Raw genomic sequence first — 19,768 nt, 5'->3', positions numbered from 1 at the left:
TAATGAATACGCCGGACTGTCTATCAGATCTTAAATTGCCCGACTATTTCGCGCAGCTCACCGGCGACACCACTTAGCTGCACGGCTTCTGTGGCCAGTTGCTCGGCATGGGCAGAGGTGCCATCACTTAATCCAGTGATGGTCTGCAATGATTTATTGATGCTTTCTGCGGCGACGGTTTGCTGCTCAGTGGCCACGGCAATCTGACTGGACTGATGCTGCACTGAGCCAATCGCATCGCTTATCGCCTGCAATGAAGTCACCACCTGCTGCGCCTTGTCTACGCCCACATCAGATTTGTGTTTACCATCCTGCATGACGGTATCGGCCTGCTGCGCCATGCTTTGCAGGCGTTCCACCATTCGGCGGATATTTTCAGTCGACTCCTGAGTACGGCTTGCCAACGAACGTACTTCATCGGCCACCACAGCAAAGCCGCGTCCCTGTTCGCCGGCACGTGCGGCTTCAATGGCTGCGTTGAGTGCTAAAAGGTTAGTTTGCTCGGCGATACTATTGATCACATCAATCACCGCGCCGATATTTTCCGATTCATTTCCAAGGCCACTGACCACTTCCGCCGCCTGATTGATACTGCTGGCCAGACTGGCAATCTCCGCCATCGCCTCTTTGGCCTGCTCACTGCCGCTGTGGGTCAGCTTATCGGCCTCTGCCGCTGCCTGACTGGACATGGCCGCATTTTGCGAGATTTCCTGCACTGTGGTGGCCATCTGGGTCACCGCACTGGACACCATATCAACATGCTGGCGTTCTACCTGCATTTCCTGACTGGTTTGTTTCGACACATCTTTGAGGCGGTCGGCAGCCTGCGATACATCACGGGTGTGCACTGCTGTGGCAGATATCAGCGTCTGCAGTTTTTCCGTAAACAGGTTAAATTCGGTGGCCAATTGGCCGATCTCATCATGGCTACGCACTTCCAGACGACGGGTTAGATCCCCCTCACCGCTGGCGATTTTCGCCATGGCTCTGCGCATGCCTTTTAGCGGTCCGGTGATCGCCCGGCTGGCGAAATAGGTCACCACCGTAATCAGCAAAATAATCACAAACGATACGATCGTAGATGTGGTGATGGCAGCATTAATCGGCTGCTGAATCAGACTGGCCGGTATCATCATGCCCAGCGTCCAGTCCATTTTTGGGTCTTTCAGGCTGGCTGGACGAAACACCGCCAGATATTCCTCGCCGTGGAAATTAACCGGCACAAATGCCTGGCTCCCTGCGCGAATTGCATTGGTTAACTCGGCAAAGCCGTCAGTATCGCGCAATACGGTATCCAGTGACGCCAACGGCGAACTCAATTCAAAAGGTTCTGTTTGTTTCGGGAAGTACACCAGGTTTTGCTGTTCATCGACCACAAAGGCGAAGCCCTGATTGTCATAACGAATCTTATCGATGACCTGGCCTATGGTACTGATCAGGATATCCACCCCGCCGACGCCCAGTAAGGTGCCGTTTTTATACAGGGGCGCCTGTACCACCGCCGATACTGAGCCATCCTGCGAGTCCACCGCCGGAGGCGTCACATACAATTTGCCTTGCGCTACCGCGGTATTAAACCATGGGCGCTTAGTGGTGAAATATCCTTTGGTGACATCACCCGCGTCCGGGCCATCCGAGTCCACACCGACGATACCTTCTTCATAAAAGTATTCACCGGTTTGTGCAGTACCAAAAAACGCCGATTTAATATTGGCATCGCTGGAACTGATGTTGGTGAACATGGCAAACACATTTTCGCTTTGCGGAATCGCGTTCTGCGCTATCCCGCGCCGTTGATGATTTGCGAAAAAGTCCTGCAGGAATGGATTGTTCAGGAATGTGCGGGCAACGCCGCCATAGGTGGCAAAAAATTCTTCAACGGTCTGCGCTTCTAATTCCACCAGACCAACCACTTCCTGTTCTACTCTCACTCTGGCGCTATCGCCGATAAAACCGACAGTGAGAAACGCAGTGATAAACAGCATGACGGCAATGCTGCCGCCTACGATAAGCATAAACTTACGTTGCAGAGACATGGATTTCATTGGCCTACTCATTATTTTTGTTATTGTTGCTGGCGCAAAAGCCATGCATTCCTTTGCAGCCATTCATTGGCTACCCGTACGGTTATATCAAAACTGGCTAAAAAATGAAGATGCCGGACAAAATTTCACCGCTCATTCACTCCAATTCATCGGCTATGGCTCGTGATACTTAAGCTAAGCGTCTAAATTATCTACAAATATTATCAATCAAGCGGCTATGATTGGCTGACCGCGCACCGTACACTACAACCAGCAAACTGGCGCACTCTTTGCGTACATTCAGGATAGACTTGATTGCGTCCATGACGCGCCGTGAGGCAGGGATCACATCAATATGAAGGTTTTTCGCCGGCTCTTTATTACCAGCTGGCTTTGTTTCAGTAGTCTGGCCTGGGCACAGACCGTCTCGTTTGAATTGCAGGGTGCGCCGCAAGGCCCCGTCGCGGACAACATCCGCGCCTATTTACAGGGCATGGATGTGCCGCTGTCTGGTTACAGTCGCTTTAGTGATCAGGTCAAAAAGGCCTGTCAGCAGGCTATGCAGGTGTATGGTTATTACGAGCCGCTTATTGAACCGGAGCGCATTAAAGATGACCAGTGGCGGGTAAAAATTACCCCCGGAGCGCAAGTCTTACTGGCTGAACCCCAAATCCGTGTCACCACACCCGACCTGAAGCAAAGCGCATTTACCAGTGTGATAAAAGAATTCAACCTGCGCGCTGGCAAGCCACTTAATCAGGTGCAGTATGAAAAACTCAAAACGGCCCTGCAAACCCGCGCGCTAACGCTGGGATATTTTGATTTCCAGTTCAGCCAAAGTGAAATTCGCGTCAACCTCAGCGAGCAAAGCGCACAAATCATATTGCTGGCAGAATCTGGGCCGCGTTACCGCATTGGCGAAATTCGAATGCCCGAAGATGAAATCGCGCTGGAGCTGATAGGTAGCCTGCAACCGCTGCACAGTGGTGATGTCTACAGCGTGGAAAAGCTGGCTGAGTTTAACAACCTGTTGCGTGAAACCGGCTATTTTCAGCGGGTATTGGTGCGCCCTATCGTTGCCGAGGCCAAAAACGCTCACGTGCCGCTGGAGGTTAACGTCACCCACAAGCCACGGGATAATTTTGATGTAGGTGGCGGCGTTTCGTCAGACGACGAAGGGCCACGTTTTCGGCTTAAATGGCGTCGTCCCTGGGTCAATCCATTCGGGCATTCCATGGGCGCAGAAATCTTCGCCAGCCAGAAAGAACAAAATCTGGCAGTGGACTATCGGCTCCCGCTGGAAGATGCGGCCAAAAACTATGCGTCTTTCCAGTTTGGTTATCAGGTCCTGCATGAGGAAGACACCGTTCTGGATAAATTTACTTTAGGTGCCCAGCGTCACTGGCAACCCTTGGATGCCGACTGGCAGCGCATCGCATTTTTGCGTTTGGAGCGTGAAACCTTTAGCCAGGCCAATGAGCCCGAGCAGGTCAGTAACCTGCTTATCCCCGGTTTAACGCTTTCGCGTTACCGGCATCGGGGCGGTTTGGATATGGACTGGGGCGATCGCCAGACTCTCACCGTCGAGCTGGCCGCCGATGATGTGTATTCAGATATTAATATGTTGCGGATCACCGCTAACTCACGCTGGCTGCGCAGCATTGATGAGCACCGTTTTGTATGGCGTTTCGAAGCCGGCGCGATTGCCACCAATGAATTTGATCAGGTGCCTTCATCGCTGCGGTTCTTCGCTGGCGGTGACCAATCGGTGCGTGGCTTCAGATACCGCAGCTTGTCGCCAACCGATGCACAAGGGGATCTGACCGGCGGACGCTATCTGGCTGTCGCCAGTGTGGAATACTCCTATCCGGTGACGGATAGCTGGCGGGCTGCGGTATTTGTTGATGCCGGCAGTGTATCGAATAAGTTCGCCGCCGATCCGGCCATTGGTGCCGGTATAGGCGCGATCTGGCTGTCGCCGGTTGGCCCGGTGCGGGTTTATCTTGGTCGCGGTAAAAATGATATCGATACCTATACCCGCCTGCACATCACCATGGGGCCAGCATTATGAGTTGGGCAAAACGCGCAGCCTGGTTGGTACTGGTACTGTGTGCCAGCTTAGTGCTACTGACAGGTATGTTACTGACCCCTTGGGGCGCGCGTCTGTTGGTCAGCCAGCTTAATGGCGTGGCTGGTATTGAGATGCAATATCAGCAAGGTAGTCTTTGGTCTGGCCTGACGGTCTCAGATGTGGCGATGACGCAGCCCGGTTTGCAAATAAACGCCAGCAGGCTATCGGTGGATATCTCCATCACTGCCCTGCTAAAAAGTGAGATTACCCTCAGTGAATTGAGCGCCGACTCACTCACAGTGGCGTTGCTCGCGGTAAGCGCGTCGAACGATCAATCCGCCCCTCAAGCGATCCAATCGCCGATCCCAATTCGGATCAAACAACTGAAAATCAATGATTTACAGCTCAATACTGAGTGGGGACAACTTCAGGTAGCGCAACTGGGCAGCGGCCTGAAGTTTGATAACACGCTAGCACTCACGCACACAGTTATCCACAAACCACAGTGGCAGACCGCTGCGCAGAGCAATCCCCCGGACTCATCCAGCGGCTTTAATCCACATAATCTGACGCTGCCAGCAATTCATCTGCCGCCTGTGTATATCCCTGTCGATATTCAATTAGCGAGTGTCACGATCGCCGAACCGGTAATTGATGATCAAAGTCAGATCAAGTCGATCCAACTAAGTGGGCGCTTACATCAGCACAACATCGAAATAAAATCACTGGTAGTGGACAGCACACCCGCTTCACTGACAGTACAGGCCATGCTGAGCCTGACAGACTCCCCCAGCATTGACCTGCAAAGCCATATTCAGTTGCAGGATGCGACCTTACCCATCCAGCAGATTCAGGCCAGCGCTAAGGGCTCGTTACAACAACTGCTCACTAATGTGCAGGTCAGTAACCCGCAGGGTGGCAATCTCGTTGTTAAAGGCACGGTGGACCTTACTCAGGCATTTTATCCGGCCGATCTGACGGTCGATGCCCGAAACTGGCAAGTGGCAGACGCACAACTCAGCAGTATCAACGCCCATGCGACCTTCAGCGGTCCACTCAACCAGTTCAGAGCGAGCCTGAGTGCCAAAGCAAAGCATGCAAAAGCGGGCCCGCTGGAGTTGCAGCTGGATGCCAGCGGAGAACCGGTAGCCGTCGAGGTTAGCCGCCTGAGTCTGAATCAGGCGCAATTGACCAGCATGACATCCGGTACCTTACTCTGGCAGCAGGGTTGGCACTGGCAGGGTAGCAGCCGTCTTAATCTGGCCGAATTAGATAGTGTACTGCCCGATTTACGGGGCTTTAATAATCGCGTCGCCGGCAGCCTGAGCCATCAATTCCAGTTCAATGACGGACACTGGCAGGCCAGCTTCGAGCAAATTGATTTTCAGGGGCAATGGCTTAGCCTGCCCTTGTCTTTGCACGGCGCGGTGCAACTGGATGATAAACTCGATATCCAGTTATCAGACCTGCGCCTGCTGCAAGGCAGCAACCAGATTAGTCTGAGCGGCCGGATTACCCAGCAACAAACCGAAGACATTCAGGTGGCGGCGAATCTGCCCGATTTAGCCAGCTTTTATCCTGGCTTGCACGGCAAGTTAATGCTCAATGGCCACATTAGCGGCACCCTGCAACAACCGGAGGCACAATTTGAGCTAGATGGCACCGCGCTGGGTTATGGTGAATGGTTTAGTCAGGGCGTTGACGGCGAAATGACCTGGCAGGATAAGGACGACTTCAACCTCTATCTGCTGCTCAGTCAGGCGGGCAGTGCCAACCATCAGGTTGATAAAGCGACCCTGTCGCTGTCTGGCGCCCTCGACGAGCACATTTTTAAAATCAAAACCCTGGGGGGCGAAGGCCAACTGGCAGCAGAGATCCACGGTAAACTCAGCGACAACCAATGGCAGGGTCGCTGGCACAGTGGCCGGATTAGCTCGCGCTACGTCACCCTGAATCTGCTCGATCCGTTTGATATCAGCGCGAACTGGCAAACCCAGCGTTACCGGTTGTCGGCCCATTGCTGGGCGGAAAATGACACCAAACTCTGTATTCAGGAAGCGCGCCTGGTGGATAACCAGCTTGACTGGATGATAACCATCGAAGAAGTGGCAGTGAAACCTTTGCTCAATCGCTGGGTGAGCAACATTCCGCCACTGGATACCACCAGCCAGCTGAATATCGATCTGGTTGGCAGCTGGCCACTGGCCACCTTACCGACGATGACGGTCACCGCTATGCTCACCCCTGCCGACTGGCAGTTGAATGTGGGTAAAAAAGGTACGCAACTGCATATCAATGATCTGGTGATGATTGCGGAAATGAATCCCAAAGACGCACAGGTCATCTTCAATCTGGACAGCCCACAGCTAGGCAAGCTGAATTTGCAAACGGCCATCAAGGATCTTGGCGGTGCGCGCATGCTGGATGGCAACTGGCAACTGGACGCGTTGAATCTCAAGCCGTTCAAAGATTTAAGCGTGGATATTGATGCCATCGAGGGGATCGTATCCGGCAATGCCAAACTCAGTGGCAGTCTGCAAGATCCGCAAACCCACGGGAAAATTACCTTAACCCAGGGCCTGTTTGCCTTACGTGGACTCCCCATGCGGCTGGAGAATATCGAGCAAACCTTCACCCTGAACGGGCAAAAGGCGGACATTGATGGCAGTTTCAAATCAGGTCAGGGCAACGGGGAGCTGTCCGGCAATGTTCAGTGGCTGCCAGATTTTCGCGGTAATCTGGCCCTTATCGGTGACAATCTGACTGTCGCTTATCAGCGCGATCTTCGCGCCGTTATCAGCCCACATTTACTGCTGGGCTTTACCCCCAGTCAATTGGATGTGGCGGGTAAAATCGTCGTTCCAGAGGCGCACGTTAAAATTCGTAAGTTACCCACTAGTGCGGACACACCTTCAAATGACGTAATAATTGTCGACAGTGAGTCATCACAAACCAATCAGCGTCAACGGATTAAACTGGACTTAGATGTCCTTATCGATCCGAATGAAAACGACAAAGTGTATCTGGATGCTTTTGGCCTCACCACATTCCTGCAGGGCGAGTTATCTATTCGTCAGCGACCACAGGGTCTGCATACCGATGGTATCCTGCGTCTGGTCGATGGCCGCTACCGTGCCTATGGCCAAAACCTGTTAATCCGCACCGGTGAACTGCAATTCAACGGACCCATTGAGCAGCCATTGATTTCGGTGGAGGCCATCCGTAATCCGGACTTAACCCAGGACAACGTGATTGCCGGATTGCGTTTAAGTGGCAACATTAATCAGCCACAAATCAGCTTCTTCTCCGAGCCGGGCATGGATGACGCCGCATCACTGTCCTATTTACTGCGCGGCAGTGCGCCGGATAGTGGCGGCAGTAGTCAAAGTCAGGATGCGGTGTTTGCCAGCATGCTGATGGCGGCGGGTTTGAGCCGCAGCGAAAACCTGATCGGTAAAATTGGCGATACATTTGGGGTGGATAATCTGGCCATGGACGCCAGTGGTCAGGGCGATGACACCAAGTTGAACCTCACTGGCTACATCGCGCCGGGCGTACAACTGCGCTACGGTATCGGTATCTTTAACTCCGCCGCCGAGGTGGCGATCCGTTATGAATTACAGCCCAAACTTTATATTGAGGCTGTCAGCACCGCGTTGAATACCGCATTGGATATTTACTGGCGCTTTAGTCTGGATGACGATGAAAAATCGAAAGCGCCTAAGCCGGATTAAACCCTTGCCTGAGGCTGACTGAAATAAAAGCCCTGTGCATAGCGGATCCCTAGTTCGCGGGCGGCCTCGAGGGTCGCTTCGTCTTCGATATGTTCGGCGATCAGCACAATATTTTTTGCCGCAGACTGCTGGGCAAGCTCGCGAATTTGCTGCTGTACCTGCACGTCACTGGCAAAATGACGACTCAATTGCCCGTCCAGTTTAATGCCCTGAATCGGCAGACTTAAGATATGCGCGGCTGGCGAGATGGCGGGGTCAAAACGATCAATCACCACATTGATACCCGTTTCCCGACACCAACCAAGAAACTCCGCAAAGCGTTCGGCACAGGCCAGCGCCGATTCGCCTTTGACCTCAAGCGTTACCCGATGAGGGTCTGGGTAATCGCCCAGTTGCTCGCGGATAAACACCAGAAACTGCTTATCACACACATCACTGGCACATAAATTAATACTCCAGGCGGTGCTGGTATCACGAAAATAGTGGGCACTAAGGCTAAAGATACGCTGGGCCAATTGGCCACTGCAGGCATCCTGCTCTACCAATGACAAAAATTCCGAGGGCAAAAACAACTGGGCACTGGCCGTAACCAGACGCGCCAGACATTCGTAACTGACAACCGAATGGGTGTGTAAATCAATCACCGGCTGAAAGTAGGGCACTATGTGATCAAGATCGACTTTGCCATCAATGAGTTTTACATGCATGTGTGAACCAAAAACCAGATAGATTTCAAATAGTAGCGTATCTGCTGGTTTCATTCTAAGGTTGCAATCTGATCGATGTAAACAGTTTGTAACGTAACAGGGAAAGCCGGGCTGCCAGTGTGACACCGTGCGACTCACTTGGTGGAACGCCAAAATTAAGGTAAAGTCCGCCCCCCTGATGCTGTAATAGGACAATTGTGTGAATAAAGCCCGCGCCAGTCTGGAACACCTCTACCGCGTATTTACCGCGCCTGAGGGTAGTGATTCCAAGCTTGCCCAGATCGAGCAGCATTTGTCTGTCAATCTGGCGGACTTTTTGTCGCGCCACGTGGTCGCCCGTGCCACCTCGCTTGAACAAATCGAGCAGGACTTCAATGACTTCCGGGTTCCGGAAGATCCGGAGTTTGTAAGCGATCACGCCGAAAAGCTGCTGAACAAACTGGTGGCTAACTCGGTTAACACCTATTCACCACAATTTATCGGGCATATGACCTCGGCGCTGCCGTATTTTCATATGCCGCTGGCCAAACTACTGGTCGGGTTAAACCAGAACCTGGTTAAAATCGAAACCTCTAAAGCCTTTACGCCACTGGAGCGTCAGGTGCTGGGGATGATGCACCAACTGGTGTATCAGGGTGATGAGGCCTTCTACAGCACCTATTTACACAGCGCCAACCATTCCCTTGGTGCGTTTTGCTCCGGCGGCACTATCGCCAATATTTCTGCTTTGTGGGTAGCCCGCAATCAGTTGTTTAAGGCGCGCGGGCGTTTCCGTGGTATCGCCAAAAGCGGTCTGCAAGGTGCCATGCAGGAATACGGCTATAACCGCTTAGTGGTGATCACCTCTCAGCGCGGCCATTATTCATTACGTAAAGCCGCCGATTTACTCGGTATCGGTCGGGATAACCTGATTGCGCTGGATTGTCCCGGACAGACACTCGATCCGGCACGCGCATTGGAAATGGGTCAGCAAATTCAAGCCGAAGGCGGCAAAGTGCTGGCGCTGGTCGGCATTGCCGGTACCACAGAAACCGGTCATATCGACCCATTAACTGAGTTGGCCGCCGTTGCCAACCAGCTTGAGTGCCATTTTCATGTGGACGCTGCCTGGGGCGGTGCCACACTGTTTTCCAATCAATACCGCGGCCTGTTGGCCGGCATAGAACTGGCTGACTCCGTCACACTGGATGCCCACAAGCAGATGTATGTGCCGATGGGTGCTGGCATGGTGCTGTTTAAAGATCCGGACGCCAGTAATGCAGTGCGCCACCACGCCAACTATATCCTGCGTGAAGGCTCCAAAGATTTGGGCGCGACCACGCTGGAAGGCTCACGCAATGGTATGGCCATGATGTTGTATGCGGCCATGCATATTTTCGGACGTCAGGGTTATCAGCTGCTGATCGATATCAGCATCGAAAAGGCGCGACACTTTGCCAATCTGATTAATCATCACGAGGATTTTGAGCTTACCACCGAGCCGACCCTGTGCCTGATGACCTATCGTTGCGTTCCGTCGTTTGTAAAGCAGGCGCTGCTTGAAGCCCCGCATTTGCAGCCAGCCCTCAACAGTAAGCTGGATGAATTAACCGTGTGGATCCAGAAGAGCCAGCGTGAAGCGGGTAAATCCTTTGTATCACGCACCCGTTTGACCATAGAAAAGTATCCGGACCAACCGATTTCGGTGTTCCGCACGGTATTGGCCAACCCGTTGACCAATTCACAACATCTGCAGGAAATACTGCGCGAACAAACAGAAATTGCCCGCCGCTCGCCGCTATGGAACGAGCTACAGGCAATGTGTCTGCAGGAAGCCTGAGCAGGATTATCTGCTCAGGACACGATCAGCTCAGGCTGACCGGCAGGTTATCAATCAGGCGGGTTTTGCCCAAAAACGCGGCAATCAGAATCACCAATTGCAGCTCTTCAAACCCGGGCTTGAGCAGGCTAGTAGCAGAGCGAATCTCGATATAATCGGTTTTAAAGCCAACGCTATTCAGCGCCGCGGCATGTTCCGCAATCAGCTTGTCAAAGTCACGACGACCCAGTTGAATCTGCTCCGCGATGCTGGTCAGGGTTTGATAGACCTTGGGCGCCAGCTGACGCTGTTCTGCGCTGAGGTAACCATTACGGGAACTCATGGCCAGGCCATCGGCTTCACGTCGGGTAGGCACGCCGTGGATGGTCAGATTCATCGACAAATCCTGCACCATAGTGCGGATCACCTGCAGTTGCTGAAAGTCTTTCTCGCCGAAAAACGCGTGATTTGGCTGCACCATATTGAACAGCTTACACACGATAGTCGCCACCCCACGGAAATGCCCCGGCCGGCTGGCGCCACAAATCATATAGGATAAGCCCGGCACTTCGACGAAGGTTTGCTGCTCCAGCCCGCGGGGATAAATGTCTTTTGCCTGCGGGGTAAACAACACATCCACGTTAAGGCTGCGCAGTTTCGCTTTGTCTTCATCTAGCGTGCGCGGGTAGGCATCCAAATCTTCGTTTTCGCCAAATTGCATCGGGTTAACGAAAATCGACACCACCACCACGTCGCAATGTTCCCGCGCACAGCGCACCAGCTCAAGGTGGCCATCATGCAGGTTACCCATAGTCGGTACAAAACCAATCACTTTGCCGTCCAGTTGCCACTGACGGCGTTGTTCACGCAGACTCAGAATGTCACTGATGGTTTGCACAACTTACCCTTACTGAAAGCTATGTTCGGCACCGGGGAAATCACCGGCGCGCACGTCGTTGATGTACTGACTGACTGCTGCGCGCAGATCACCGGTTTCCGCCAGATAATTTTTAGAGAACTTTGGCATGTAATTGGCGCTCACTCCCAACATGTCATGCATCACCAGAATCTGACCATCACAATCAACACCGGCACCGATACCAATCACCGGGATGGTCAGGGCGTCACGGATTTTCTTCGCCAACGGCGATGGGATGCATTCCAGTACCAGTAACTGAATTCCGGCTTTTTCCAATGCTTTGGCTTGCTCGAGGATTTGTTCAGCCTGCAGATCAGAGCGGCCCTGCACCTTAAAGCCACCAAATACATGAACCGACTGCGGGGTGAGCCCTAAATGGCCACATACCGGCACACTGCGTTCGACTAACATACGTACCGTATGCAGTAGCCATTCGCCACCTTCAAGCTTAACCATGCTGGCACCCGCCACCATCAGTTTCGCCGCGTTCATACAGGCCTGTTCCGGGGTGGCGTAGCTCATAAATGGCATATCTGCGATAACAAACGCCCGCTGTGTACCCGCGCGCACTGCACGGGTGTGGTACGCCACATCATCGACACTCACTGGCAGGGTGTCATTGTGGCCTTGCAAAACCATACCGAGCGAGTCACCAATCAGGATGACATCGATGCCCTGTTCGTCGAACAACTTGGCAAAGCTGGCATCATAGGCGGTCAATGCGCAGATTTTCTCACCCTGCTGTTTCATAGTAAGCAGTGTCGCAGTACTGATTTTCTTTTGTGTCATATCACTGACCTTTTCGTTTATTGCGCGCTGAGACGAATCAGCCCGTTTACATCGCAGGTATGTTGTAAATCACTCAGCGGCGTGCCATCCGGCAACACCAGCTGCGGGGCAATTTCCAGCAATGGATAAATCACGAACTCACGCTGACGCATTCCGTAATGGGGAATGGTCAGTCTTTCATCGCTAAATTGCAAATCGTCGAACAGCAGAATATCCAGATCCAGCGTACGTGGCCCCCAACGTTCTGCCTTACGCACACGACCATGCTCCAGCTCAATTCGCTGCAAAGCATCAAGTAATTGATGGGGCGTCAGGCTGGTCTGCAGCGCGACCACGGCATTCACGTAATCCGGTTGGTCTTGCGGCCCCATAGGTTTGCTGCCGTACAGGGAAGACTGTGCGATTAGCTGGGTATCAGCTAACTGGGTCATGGCATGCAGTGCGGCCTGAATTTGCGCCGCAGGCTGGGCCAGATTACTGCCCAACCCGATAAACGCACGGGCCATCAGGATTCCTGCTTTTTCGGACGCGGTGCACGGCGACGGCGCGGACGCTTTTTCGCCTGAGTAGGTTGACGCTCCAGCATCGCACGGCGGGCATCGTTATCAGCCTCCTGAAACGCCTGCCACCACTGGGTAAGCTCTTCTGCCTGGCCACCCTCGGCCTGACCGCGTACCAACAAGAAATCAAATCCGGCCCGGAAGCGCGGATGTTCAAAGGTTTGCCAGGCCCTGCGCCCCTGACGGCGGGTCAGACGCTGCTGCATTTGCCAAATTTCACGGATCGGGGTGGTGAAGCGACGCGGGATCATAATCCGGCGGATCTGCTGTTCAATCACCTCGGTCATGGCCAGATTAAATGCATCGTTCTCGCTCAGGCCGGACTCCGCGCGCAGCTGTCCGTAGCGTATCTCAACCGGGTACCACATTAACGCCGCGTAGATAAAAGCAGGCGTGACAGATAATCCGTCCGCGATACGTTGATCGCTGTTACGCATCACCTGACGCAGGAATGCCCATTCCTTACTGTCGCGCTGTTTAACCAGTGGCGTCAGCGCCGGGAAAAGGGGCTGCAGCAGGTTGTAATCCGCCATCAATTCCAGCGTGCGTTCACCATGACCGGATAAAAACAGTTTGATCACTTCTTCAAATAAACGCGCCGGCGGAATGTTGCTCAGTAACGACGCCAACGTGCGAATCGGCTTGGCACTGCGCTCAGCAATTTGCATATCCAGCTTGGCTGCAAAGCGTGCGGCGCGCAGCATACGCACCGGGTCTTCGCGGTAGCGGGTTTCCGGATCACCGATTAAATCCAGCTTACGGGCTTGCAACGCCTCTACACCACCGGCGAAATCATGCACGGTAAAATCGGCGATGTTGTAATACATGGCGTTCACGCTGAAATCACGGCGTTCGGCATCTTCTTCGATGCTGCCAAATACGTTGTCACGCAGAATTTGACCGTGGTCGTTCTGTTTGCCGTGATTCTCATCATCCTGATGATGGCCACGGAATGTCGCCACTTCGATAATGTCGCGGCCAAAAATCACGTGCACCAACTGGAAACGGCGGCCAATTAAACGGCTGTTACGGAATAACTTACGCACTTGCTCCGGCGTGGCATTGGTCACCACATCAAAGTCTTTCGGGTGCAGGCCTAGCATCAGGTCACGGACGCAGCCGCCGACCAGATAGGCTTCATAACCGGCATTGTGCAGGCGATAAAGGACTTTCAGCGCGCTGTCATCGATATCATTACGGCTGATTCCATGCTGTTCACGGGTGAAGATGCGCCGTGAAATCACCGGCGATGCGCTTTTACCACGCATAGCATTCTTCACTCTGGATAGGACGCGCTTAATAATGACCTTGTCTCCTGCAAAAACACGCAAAAATGGGCGCACATTCTAGCCCAGACAGGGACAAATGAGAATCACCCTGCCAATCGCCGGGTTAATTGCAAAGATAATCGGTGAAATAGGTTTCGGCGCAGGCATCGAAACCTGCGGATAACGGATTCATAAAGCCGTGTGCATACGCGCAATCCCGCACCTTTACACCGGCCAAATGACTGAGCTTGGCCATGACAGCCTGCACATCAAAATGCGCTTCGTGGGCGGCGAAAATCAACTCGCAGGGTACCTGCGGCTGTTTATTCAGATAATGGCGAACCTGACCGGGATAAAAGCACAGCAACTGTCTGGCGCTGAAACTGTCACTGCAAGCCGCCAACCAAGCTGCGGCACCACCGGCGCTAAACCCCACTACCCGTTGTGGCTGAAAGCGCTTGACCCCGTCTAGTACCCTGGCGGCAAAGCGTTCAATGTCGCTGTGCACAGTAAAATGTGCATAGGCCGCGTGATCGTCAGCAAATCTCGGTGGCTGCGTGGAATAGGGCTGCACAATCTGTGCCTCACCCGGCAGGCGTGCGCACCACGACTCAAGCTCGGGCGTGTGACCAAAGATATCGCTGACAATTAACCAGCGCATTGGGGGCCTAGCTCATCTGGTAACACTTCCTGGCTGTTAGGCAGACGACTCACCTGCCAGTTGGCCACCGCCCAGGATAACATTTCACTGACTGGCGCCCCGATTAATTCGCTCGGCAAAGGATGATTCAGCCAACCCAGTACTTTGGCGATATTATCTGCCGCGCAAGCACTATCGATAGCCGGCGCGTGATTTTGCTTACTTAATTTTTGCCCTGGCTCAGTGCTAATCACCGGTAGGTGCAAATAAGCTGGCGGGGTGAGATTGAGTGCATGATAAAGCGCTAACTGGCAGGCAGTAGGTTGCAGCAAATCTGCCCCGCGCACCACTTCAGTGATAGCCGATGCGGCATCATCCACCACCGAGGCCAGATGGTAGGCATACAGTCCATCTTTTCTGCGTAGGACAAAATCCTCACAAGCAAAACCCCTATCGGCATGTATCTCACCCAGATGGGCATCCTGAAATGTCATCACCGGCTCGGTATTCAGAAACCGCAGCGAGTTACCATCGGCACCTAACCCGGCACGGCGGCAGGCGCCCAGATAGTGCCCACCGGCGGCTTTAATTTGCGCACGGGTACACTGACAAAAATAGGCTCGTCCTTGTTGCTGCAAAGCAGCCAGAGCGGCGTCGTAAGCCTCACTTCGCTGGCTTTGCCAGATGACAGACTCATCCCATTCCAACCCGTGACCTGCTAACTGACGCAAAATAAGGTCTGCCGCACCCGGCGCTTCACGGGGCGGATCGATATCTTCGATGCGTACCAGCCACAGGCCGTTGTGGGATTTGGCCTGCAAATAGGATCCCAATGCGGCCACCAGCGAGCCAAAATGCAATGGACCTGATGGGGATGGGGCAAAGCGCCCACGATAGATTGTGTCTGTCATCATCATTGCCGTAAAAACAACAAAAGCTGCCAATGGGCAGCTTTTGCAGGAAGCACAGAAGGGGTTAACCCATCATTTGCTTTTCTTTGATTTCTGCCATGGTTTTGCAGTCAATGCACAGGTCAGCGGTTGGACGCGCTTCCAGGCGGCGGATACCGATTTCGATACCGCATTGATCACAAAAACCAAAGTCATCATCTTCCAGACGACGCAGGGTCTTTTCAATTTTCTTGATCAGTTTACGCTCGCGGTCACGGGCGCGCAGTTCCAGGCTGAATTCCTCTTCCTGAGCAGCGCGGTCTACCGGATCCGGGAAATTCGCCGCTTCATCCTGCATATGATGCACGGTGCGATCGACTTCCTCACGCAACTGATTTCGCCATGCCTGCAACAGTTTACGGAAATGATCCATCTGGGCATCATTCATGTACTCTTCGCCCGGCTTTTCCTGATAGGGCATTACACCTGCCAGCGCTAGCAGGCCTGTTGCTGTATTTTTAGAATTATTTGCAGTTGGCATCAGCCTTCTCTCCTGAACTAAATGCAAACAGGTCGGTTTGACAAAGCGTGAAGGTATAGCAAAAACCCCAATCCTTGACAATCTCGCTTTGCGGTCTACCCGACCCGAAGTTAGCTTGCCAATATGGCGCTAACCTAAAAAAAATCAACCTTTTTCACCCAAACTATCATTGAGCACTTGATCTGCAAGGTATTTTTCTCCTTCCCGGCGTGCTTTGAGGGCAATCACCTGCACCCCATGGGCCTTCGCCTGCTCGAGCAAATCGGCATAGACAGGGTCGATATGTGCCGCCGCGCTGACATTGAATATCCCTTCATGTTGCACGAGAAACAACAACACCGCGCGATGGCCCTCATCCACCATCTGCATCAAATCCTGCAAATGCTTCTGCCCACGCGTACTCGCAGCATCGGGGAAGTAGCCCTGGCCATTTTCCAGCAAGGTCACGGATTTAACTTCCACATAGCAATCTGCCATTCCCTCTGCGCTAAGCAAGAAATCAATACGACTGTTCTGCGCATATTTCACCTCTCGCCGTACCTGGCTGTAGCCGGCCAGGGAAGGAATCTTGCGCTGTGTCAGGGCTTCTTCCACCAGCTTGTTCGCCATACCGGTATTGAGGCCAATCCAATGTCCTTGCGGGTTTTGACTAAACTCCAGGGTGTAGGCGAGTTTGCGTTTGGGGTTATCCGAGTGGGACAACAATACTGGCCAGCCTTCGCCGATACAGTGGCGCATCGAGCCTGTATTGGGGCAATGGGCGGTGACGATGTCGCCATTTTCAAGGCGCGCATCGACAAAGAAGCGTTTGTAACGATTAATAAATTTGGCACTGGTCAGTGCGCTGGGATAGTGCATAATCTTGTCTGTTAATCTAATTCAGCTGATAAATTTGTCAGCGCCCATCATAACCTGAGGTACAAACTATGTCGCAACTGGCGGTTTATTTAAGCCGTGATCCTGCCCCCGCTCAGTGGGGTGATTCCGCTCTGGTGTCATTTGACGCAGAACGCATTTTTATTCACTTACATAAAGACGACTCATTACGCACCATACGCAAAGCAGCCCGTCTGCTGGATAGCGTTACCGGCCGTGATCTGCTGTTAAGTGGAAAATGGCAGGCGGATCAGCAATGGGCATTTGCGACCAGCTTTGGTTCCGTGCGTAAGCCAGCCAAAATTAAATGGTGTCAGGACGAACATGCCGCGCACCTGCAAAAAATGTACGAGGCGCTGGTCTTTACCCGCAACCTGATCAACGAAACCCCACAAAACCTGTCGCCGGAATTGCTCGCGGCGCGTGTCACCAGTTGGTTAAAAGAACTGGGTGGTGATGCTATCAGCGCTACGCGCATTGTCGGTGAAGATCTGGTGAAAGCCGGTTGGATGGGGATCTGGGAAGTAGGCCGTGGCAGTGATCGCCCGCCGGTATTCCTGGAAGTGGATTATAACCCCAGCGGATTGAGCACAGCGCCAGTGGCGGCGGCGCTGGTTGGTAAAGGCATCACCTTCGACAGCGGTGGCTACAGCATTAAAGCCTCCGAGGGCATGCTGACCATGAAATGCGATATGGGCGGCGCGGCGACTGTAGCGGGCGCGTTAGGCCTGGCCATTTCACAGGGGCTGAACAAACGGGTCAAACTGTTCTTGTGCTGTGCAGAAAACTTAATCAGCGGTCATGCCTATAAACTGGGTGACATCATCACCTATAAAAACGGCACCACAGTTGAAGTGGTCAACACCGATGCGGAAGGGCGTCTGGTGTTAGCCGATGGCCTGCTGGCAGCGGGCGAAACTGGTGCCCATACCATTATTGATGCTGCAACCTTAACCGGCGCAGCGATGACCGCGGTTGGCAGTGATTTCCACGCGCTGTTTGCGCTGGATAAAGACTATCAGACTCACGCCATGGCAGTGGCAAACGAAGAATTAGAACCCGTCTGGCCACTGCCACTGGAGAAATGGCACCAGGAAGCCTGTCCATCACCCTATGCGGACACCGCAAACAGTCGTGCGGTTAAAGGTGGCGGCGCCGGCGGTGCCTCCAATGCGGCCGGTTTCCTGTCACGCTTTGTACCTCGTGATGGCGCTGGCTGGTTGCACTTTGATCTGGCGGCGGCGTTTAATAACTCCGCGACCAACCTGTATCCGGCCGGTGCGACCGGGCTGGGTATTCGCACCATTGCCCGCTTGCTACATGAAGCGGAATAAACAAAAAAGGCGCCTCTGTGGCGCCTTTTTACTGTAAATCCTGTTGTTACAAACCGCCGAGTCGTTCCGCGAATTCTTTATACTTCACTACGTCTTCGCGTTTAAACATAGGTTTGCCATTTTCGTCCTGGCCGGCAGCCACTAGCAGGCTTTCCCGCTCTAAACGTTCTACACGAATTTCCTGTACGCCGAGAAATTCCGCGACATCCGAAACTGACATTAATGACATGTTGATCCTCTTGGTTTTTAAAATTTTTTTTACAATGTAATCGCAAAACTGTCGTTTCGCTAGTTCATCAGCAGAACGACCGCATAAACCGGCTAACCTAGGGTGGTTTTGCGCAGTAATTATTTAACCATTTGAATTACTGCCTGTTTTTTAAATGCTAGAATAGCCCAGTTAATTACTTAAAGAGAGTCCCATGGATATTTGGTCAGCCGCCGTGATGTTGTTTTTGATCATGGATCCACTTGGCAATTTGCCGGTGTTTATGTCGGTTCTGAAATCTATCGAGCCCAAGCGGCGCCGTATTATTCTTGCCAGAGAACTAGTTTTCTCTTTATTAATCATGGGCTTATTCCTTTTTAGTGGTCAGCAGATTCTGGATTTCCTGAATGTACGTCAGGAAAGTGTCAGCATCGCGGGCGGGATTATTCTGTTTTTGATTGCCCTGCGGATGATTTTCCCACAGCCAGGCGGCGTGATTGGCACCGCGGTCGGTGAAGAGCCGTTTTTAGTCCCATTAGCCGTACCGATGATTGCTGGCCCGTCGATTCTGGCCGCGTTGATACTGCTGGCTAATCAGGATCCCAGCCGCATGACAGACTGGAGCATTGCACTGTTTGCAGCCTGGTTAGTCAGTGCCGCAATTTTAATGTTCAGTAATCTGTTCCACCGCCTGCTCGGCGAAAAAGGCCTGACCGCCATGGAGCGCCTGATGGGTATGATTCTGGTCATGATTTCCATTCAAATGCTGCTCGATGGGGTGGCCACCTATCTGGGGCATAAATAATGAAGAAAAAGCTCAGTACTTTCGCCCGCGCCCGCGCGTTGACAGACAAATCGGCGATTGCCTTCTCCGCGGCACTGCTGGAACGCATGCTGACTAACTATCAGTTATTCAGTGAAGCGACCGAATTTGGCGATGCCAGTGAATTTCGTACCACCCTCAATTGTGTGTGGGAATGGTTGAGCGTGCCAAAAGCGAAAATGAATTTCGCCACCCGCCTGGAACGCATTGAAGAAATCACACCGGACGCGGCCGACTTCGACATGTATGGTGTTTACCCCGCGATTGATACGGCGATGTCCATGCAGGCATTGCTGCAGTTGATTCTGGGTGAAGATCTGCAAGGTGCAGTGGTGGTAAGTAAGTTATCCCAGGGCAGCGTCGAGGCTTATATCCTGCAGGAAGCCGGTGATGATTTAGAAAATCAGCAGATTGCCGCTCATCCCCTGATGCAATGGGAAGTCGCGTTGCAAAATGAATTGCTGGATATCATAGAAGCGGAAAGCGTCAGCGCGGCGCTATGTAAGCAATTGCGCACGTTGGTGCGTGAAGAAGGTATTTCAAATATCGGTATTGAATTAACCGACTAACCCCACTGAGTGATCGC

The 19,768-nt window shown here is 52.9% G+C and carries 17 protein-coding genes; 6 read left to right on the top strand and 11 right to left on the bottom strand.

Annotated features, from left to right (window positions below):
- Nucleotides 1–23: 23 nt before the first annotated feature.
- Nucleotides 24–2,045, bottom strand: a complete 2,022-nt coding sequence (locus TK45_RS06600; RefSeq protein WP_131257850.1) for a methyl-accepting chemotaxis protein — start codon at nt 2,043–2,045, stop codon at nt 24–26.
- A 334-nt stretch (nt 2,046–2,379) separates the two neighbouring features.
- On the opposite strand from TK45_RS06600, the gene TK45_RS06595 reads away from it, so the two are divergent.
- On the top strand, nt 2,380–4,095 hold the full coding sequence (locus TK45_RS06595; RefSeq protein WP_131257849.1) for an autotransporter assembly complex family protein: 1,716 nt from the start codon (nt 2,380–2,382) through the stop codon (nt 4,093–4,095).
- Nucleotides 4,092–7,829: a translocation/assembly module TamB domain-containing protein gene (locus TK45_RS06590; protein WP_131257848.1), complete on the top strand. Its 3,738-nt coding sequence runs from the start codon at nt 4,092–4,094 to the stop codon at nt 7,827–7,829. The genes TK45_RS06595 and TK45_RS06590 overlap by 4 nt, the downstream gene beginning before the upstream one ends.
- Here TK45_RS06590 and TK45_RS06585 read toward each other — a convergent pair.
- Nucleotides 7,826–8,590, bottom strand: coding sequence for an EAL domain-containing protein (locus tag TK45_RS06585; RefSeq protein ID WP_131257847.1), 765 nt, complete (start codon nt 8,588–8,590; stop codon nt 7,826–7,828). The two genes, TK45_RS06590 and TK45_RS06585, sit on opposite strands and share 4 nt — an antisense overlap.
- 145 nt (nt 8,591–8,735) lie before the next feature.
- On the opposite strand from TK45_RS06585, the gene panP reads away from it, so the two are divergent.
- Entirely contained in the window at nt 8,736–10,355 is a 1,620-nt protein-coding gene (panP, locus tag TK45_RS06580) for a pyridoxal-dependent aspartate 1-decarboxylase PanP (RefSeq protein ID WP_131257846.1), read from the top strand.
- A 25-nt stretch (nt 10,356–10,380) separates the two neighbouring features.
- On the opposite strand, the gene panC is transcribed toward panP, so the two are convergent.
- The 8 genes from panC to sfsA all read right to left on the bottom strand — a co-directional run bounded on the left by panC (nt 10,381) and on the right by sfsA (nt 16,799).
- Entirely contained in the window at nt 10,381–11,232 is an 852-nt protein-coding gene (panC, locus tag TK45_RS06575; RefSeq protein ID WP_131257845.1) for a pantoate--beta-alanine ligase, read from the bottom strand.
- Nucleotides 11,233–11,241: 9 nt separating this feature from the next.
- Nucleotides 11,242–12,042 (bottom strand): 3-methyl-2-oxobutanoate hydroxymethyltransferase, encoded by an 801-nt coding sequence (panB, locus tag TK45_RS06570; protein ID WP_131257844.1) that lies wholly within the window; start codon nt 12,040–12,042, stop codon nt 11,242–11,244.
- A gap of 17 nt (nt 12,043–12,059) precedes the next feature.
- Entirely contained in the window at nt 12,060–12,548 is a 489-nt protein-coding gene (folK, locus tag TK45_RS06565; RefSeq protein WP_131257843.1) for a 2-amino-4-hydroxy-6-hydroxymethyldihydropteridine diphosphokinase, read from the bottom strand.
- The gene (pcnB, locus tag TK45_RS06560; protein ID WP_131257842.1) at nt 12,548–13,870 is read right to left on the bottom strand and encodes a polynucleotide adenylyltransferase PcnB; all 1,323 of its coding nucleotides are present in this window, start codon (nt 13,868–13,870) and stop codon (nt 12,548–12,550) included. Before pcnB ends, folK begins: the two co-directional genes overlap by 1 nt.
- Nucleotides 13,871–13,994: 124 nt before the next feature.
- Entirely contained in the window at nt 13,995–14,531 is a 537-nt protein-coding gene (locus tag TK45_RS06555) for a hypothetical protein (protein WP_131257841.1), read from the bottom strand.
- On the bottom strand, nt 14,519–15,421 hold the full coding sequence (gene gluQRS, locus TK45_RS06550; RefSeq protein ID WP_131257840.1) for a tRNA glutamyl-Q(34) synthetase GluQRS: 903 nt from the start codon (nt 15,419–15,421) through the stop codon (nt 14,519–14,521). The genes TK45_RS06555 and gluQRS overlap by 13 nt, the downstream gene beginning before the upstream one ends.
- A gap of 64 nt (nt 15,422–15,485) precedes the next feature.
- A complete protein-coding gene (gene dksA, locus TK45_RS06545) occupies nt 15,486–15,941 on the bottom strand; it encodes an RNA polymerase-binding protein DksA (protein WP_131257839.1) in 456 nt (151 codons plus the stop codon).
- Between the two features lie 144 nt (nt 15,942–16,085).
- Complete coding sequence (gene sfsA, locus TK45_RS06540; protein WP_131257838.1) at nt 16,086–16,799, bottom strand: DNA/RNA nuclease SfsA; 714 nt, start codon at nt 16,797–16,799, stop codon at nt 16,086–16,088.
- Between the two features lie 68 nt (nt 16,800–16,867).
- Between sfsA and pepB the strand changes: the two genes are divergently transcribed.
- Nucleotides 16,868–18,151, top strand: coding sequence for an aminopeptidase PepB (gene pepB, locus TK45_RS06535; RefSeq protein ID WP_131257837.1), 1,284 nt, complete (start codon nt 16,868–16,870; stop codon nt 18,149–18,151).
- Nucleotides 18,152–18,197: 46 nt separating this feature from the next.
- On the opposite strand, the gene TK45_RS06530 is transcribed toward pepB, so the two are convergent.
- Nucleotides 18,198–18,380 carry a helix-turn-helix domain-containing protein gene (locus TK45_RS06530; RefSeq protein ID WP_131257836.1) on the bottom strand — a complete coding sequence of 61 codons (183 nt, stop codon included), beginning with the start codon at nt 18,378–18,380 and terminating at the stop codon, nt 18,198–18,200.
- 193 nt (nt 18,381–18,573) lie between these two features.
- On the opposite strand from TK45_RS06530, the gene TK45_RS06525 reads away from it, so the two are divergent.
- Nucleotides 18,574–19,164 (top strand): YhgN family NAAT transporter, encoded by a 591-nt coding sequence (locus tag TK45_RS06525; protein ID WP_131257835.1) that lies wholly within the window; start codon nt 18,574–18,576, stop codon nt 19,162–19,164.
- Entirely contained in the window at nt 19,161–19,751 is a 591-nt protein-coding gene (locus tag TK45_RS06520) for a YjaG family protein (RefSeq protein WP_174719774.1), read from the top strand. The genes TK45_RS06525 and TK45_RS06520 overlap by 4 nt, the downstream gene beginning before the upstream one ends.
- Nucleotides 19,752–19,768 lie beyond the last annotated feature (17 nt).

It is taken from the genome of Bowmanella sp. JS7-9, from assembly GCF_004329715.1.
Lineage (GTDB): Bacteria > Pseudomonadota > Gammaproteobacteria > Enterobacterales > Alteromonadaceae > Pseudobowmanella > Pseudobowmanella zhangzhouensis.
Note: the sequence above shows the minus strand (reverse complement) of the source record. Positions and strands in the feature narration are given on the sequence as shown.

Excerpts from the sequence above, each read along its gene's own strand:
- TK45_RS06525 (WP_131257835.1), top strand. The coding sequence starts at position 18,574 with ATGGATATTTGGTCAGCCGCCGTGATGTTGTTTTTGATCATGGATCCA.
- TK45_RS06555 (WP_131257841.1), bottom strand. The coding sequence starts at position 14,531 with ATGCGCTGGTTAATTGTCAGCGATATCTTTGGTCACACGCCCGAGCTT.
- TK45_RS06585 (WP_131257847.1), bottom strand. The coding sequence starts at position 8,590 with ATGAAACCAGCAGATACGCTACTATTTGAAATCTATCTGGTTTTTGGT.
- TK45_RS06600 (WP_131257850.1), bottom strand. The coding sequence starts at position 2,045 with ATGAAATCCATGTCTCTGCAACGTAAGTTTATGCTTATCGTAGGCGGC.
- dksA (WP_131257839.1), bottom strand. The coding sequence starts at position 15,941 with ATGCCAACTGCAAATAATTCTAAAAATACAGCAACAGGCCTGCTAGCG.
- pcnB (WP_131257842.1), bottom strand. The coding sequence starts at position 13,870 with ATGCGTGGTAAAAGCGCATCGCCGGTGATTTCACGGCGCATCTTCACC.
- folK (WP_131257843.1), bottom strand. The coding sequence starts at position 12,548 with ATGGCCCGTGCGTTTATCGGGTTGGGCAGTAATCTGGCCCAGCCTGCG.
- TK45_RS06595 (WP_131257849.1), top strand. The coding sequence starts at position 2,380 with ATGAAGGTTTTTCGCCGGCTCTTTATTACCAGCTGGCTTTGTTTCAGT.
- sfsA (WP_131257838.1), bottom strand. The coding sequence starts at position 16,799 with ATGCACTATCCCAGCGCACTGACCAGTGCCAAATTTATTAATCGTTAC.
- TK45_RS06590 (WP_131257848.1), top strand. The coding sequence starts at position 4,092 with ATGAGTTGGGCAAAACGCGCAGCCTGGTTGGTACTGGTACTGTGTGCC.
- panB (WP_131257844.1), bottom strand. The coding sequence starts at position 12,042 with ATGACACAAAAGAAAATCAGTACTGCGACACTGCTTACTATGAAACAG.
- TK45_RS06530 (WP_131257836.1), bottom strand. The coding sequence starts at position 18,380 with ATGTCATTAATGTCAGTTTCGGATGTCGCGGAATTTCTCGGCGTACAG.
- gluQRS (WP_131257840.1), bottom strand. The coding sequence starts at position 15,421 with ATGACAGACACAATCTATCGTGGGCGCTTTGCCCCATCCCCATCAGGT.
- pepB (WP_131257837.1), top strand. The coding sequence starts at position 16,868 with ATGTCGCAACTGGCGGTTTATTTAAGCCGTGATCCTGCCCCCGCTCAG.